This window comes from Fluviicola sp. (assembly GCF_030151805.1).
Taxonomy (GTDB): Bacteria; Bacteroidota; Bacteroidia; order Flavobacteriales_D; family Crocinitomicaceae; genus Fluviicola.
The window spans coordinates 1-3,097 of record NZ_JASLCN010000356.1; the positions used below are offsets into that span (position 1 = coordinate 1).

Consider the following 3,097-nt stretch of genomic DNA (forward strand, 5'->3'; position numbering starts at 1 on the left):
TCATACGGCAAAGGTACAAGATTATAAACGACTAAGGCGCAATTCCGCAATATTACGTCCGGGGTGAAGCATTCAATTGGGGTAAATTCACTAAAGTTTTGTCAGAGAAGAAAAACAGGAATGCGTTTGATTTCTCAAGCCACAAAAGAGATGGCGATTTTTCGTGTTCAAAGAAAAGAGATAAAATCCGTATAGATTTATCCGGATAATCTCGGTTCCAAAAAACGCAATTCCGCAATATTACGTCCGGATGAAAATAGAACGGATTAACGCTCAATCTTCTGATAACTCGTCACAATTCCTTTAATCAAAGCCGAACTGAATCCGCTGTGTTCCATTTCATTCAATCCAACAATCGTACAACCCTTCGGAGTGGTCACTTTATCAATTTCTTCTTCCGGATGTAAACCATTCTGAATCAACAGTTGTGCTGCACCTTTCACCGTTTGATTCACAATCTTATTTGCCGTTTTGGCATCAAATCCAACTTCAATTCCACCCTGAATCATGGCGCGGATAAAACGAAGAACGTATGCAATTCCACAAGCTCCCAGAATAGTTGCCGATTCCATCAATTGTTCGTCAATCCACACAATTTCTCCGATGGCATTGAACAATTCACTGACCTGATCCTTTCTGTTTAAAGGATCATTCAATCCGCTCAGAGCAGTCATGCTTTCCTGAACATCAGCTGCAGTATTCGGCATTCCTCGATAAAGCGAAAGATCTTCAACAACCAGCGCATCCCTGATTTCAGTTAAAGTGATTCCGGTTGCGACACTGATAATCGTATGTCTTTTGGAATCAAACAGGTGTTTATTCCCGGATAAAAATGAAAGAATCGTATAAGGTTTCAAAGCAATGATCAGGTAATCACATTGGGCAATTACTTCCTCGTTGTTTGATGTAAAATGTGTCAGATCGTCATTTAAATGGGCTAATGCAGAGATATTTCTTCTTGTACCGAATAAGTGCGCATCGGGGTATTGTTTCCGAAATCCTTTCAACAACGATAAGCCTAAATTTCCACATCCAATAATTCCGATCTTTTTCATTTTAACAATTTTCCCATAAAAATAAGATTAATTGAACACTTTTGAAGGTAGGCTGAACGGAGTTGAAGGTAACCCTCAAAAAAAAGAATTCGTTTTTTGCACATTCCGGCCTGATCATAGGTGCTGAAAAGTGTTTTTTTCTTATCTTTATTGAGTCATTCGCCCGTTAAATACGGTGGTGAAAATGGCAGTCCGTCACAGACGGACACACCCATGCAGTGAGATTGTTGACGTCTAACATTTTTTTGCGAACGGGGAGTCTTGATTTTTCAATGGCGGGCTGCACCTTTACAGGTTTTGCATGACGCAAACGGCAGATTACAAAGAAAAACAGCGAACCAAATCGTGCCTTCTGAGACGTTCAGAAATTCCCGGCTTAATTGACGGGCGCTGCGTGGGTTTGTTTTTTAGCTGTTGCGCTTGAAATAGCTGAAGGTCGTGAATTTATTCTTGTTTCTTTTCATAACCATTTCATTTTCCGTGAGTTTTGTAATGACAATGTTTTCCGGATAAGAACTGTCTTTATCCTGGTACATGAAATTCAAGGTTGAATCTTTGTAAGTCCATTGTCCGATTCGTCTGGTTTGAATCGAATGCAGATCTCCTCCGCTCAGCCATTTTTCATTTTTCAAGGTGTCGTAAATATGAAAATAGCCTGTTTTCTCAATGCTAACGATAATATTGGCAGGAGAGCCTTTAAAGCTTTTTTCCTGGTTGTTGGCATCCCGGCGTTTGATTAATTCCCAGCTTCCCACAACAGAAGGTTCCTTCTTATTCTGCAATTCTTCTGCTTTTTCTGTTTCAGAGCAGGCACTTACAAAAAATAGAAAAGATAAAATACAAGGTAAAAGCGTCTTCATGGTTTTATTCAATGAGTTAAGTTTTAGTTTACTATTCATCCTTCAATCACATGATGAGAAATCAGATTTACTTAAACGAACATGTATGATGAATTAAAAATAGATTAATTATCCAATTGCAGATAAAAAAACAAGGCGTTTTTTTGAATTAAAGCGGCTTTTTGTAAATCTTACAATGAATAGCCCGGTGATCCGAAAATGCAACTTTTTGAATTTCAAAATCATAAGCTCCCAAATCTCCGGAATGGAAAATGTAGTCAATTCTTCCGGCAGGAACGCGACCAACATACGTTACACCGATTCCGGTAGAAGTTTCACGATAAGAATCCACTAAGCTGGTATTGAACTGGTTGTAAACATAAGACATCGGTGTGTCGTTGAAATCACCGCAGACAACAACCGGATAAGGAGATGTTTTCATGTGTTCCACTACGCGTTCAGCCTGTTCAGCTCTTGCAGGATAAGCAATGCGCAATTTGTCGATTAATAAACGCAGCGTAGAAGATTTACTTCCGGCCTGTTTGTTTTTCTCTCCGAATAATTCATAATCCTGCTGTTGCAGTTTGATGGATTGCAAATGAATGTCGTAAAAACGAATCGTGTCCTGGCCTTTTACAACATCGGCAAAAATGCAATAGTTATCCGTCGTTTTGAAGTTTTCAAACATCACGTCTCCCTTGGCAATGATCGGATATTTGGACAGCATGCAAATCCCGAAATTCTGCCTGTTTCGGATGCGGTGCGAATACCGCTCATGATAATATTTATAACCCATCAATTCGATCAGCGTATCTCTCGTGGAAAAAGCGGAGGGTTTGTCCTGGTGGAAAAATTCCTGGAAACAAACAACATCCGGATCAACACGCTGAATGTAGCTTACAATACTGTCTCTTGATTTGTTTCTCGCTTCTGTAGAAGAATTATACACATCGAACAAACGCACATTGTAGCTCATGATATTCCAGGAAGCGACTTCCGTTTCGGGTTTCGGGTCTGAAAAGCGAATAGACAGGGTTCTGAAATGCAGACTTCCACCAAACAAAATAGCGACAAGAATGTAGAAAAACCATTTGGACCGTGCAAAAGCCCAGTAAATCATCAGAACCAATGCCAGGCAGATGAAAATAGGATAGGTCAATCCGAAAAACGGAAGAATTTTAATTGAATTCGGATGAACATAAG

General features: G+C 39.7%; 3 protein-coding genes. All 3 read right to left on the reverse strand.

Features of this window, described 5'->3' with window-relative positions; genetic code table 11:
* Positions 1-266: 266 nt before the first annotated feature.
* Complete coding sequence (proC, locus tag Q1V93_RS13565; protein ID WP_300665429.1) at positions 267-1,055, reverse strand: pyrroline-5-carboxylate reductase; 789 nt, start codon at positions 1,053-1,055, stop codon at positions 267-269.
* A 407-nt stretch (positions 1,056-1,462) separates the two neighbouring features.
* Positions 1,463-1,915, reverse strand: coding sequence for a lipocalin family protein (locus Q1V93_RS13570; RefSeq protein ID WP_300665430.1), 453 nt, complete (start codon positions 1,913-1,915; stop codon positions 1,463-1,465).
* A gap of 148 nt (positions 1,916-2,063) precedes the next feature.
* The coding region (locus Q1V93_RS13575; RefSeq protein WP_300665431.1) for an endonuclease/exonuclease/phosphatase family protein at positions 2,064-3,097 on the reverse strand (1,034 nt) is incomplete at its 5' end.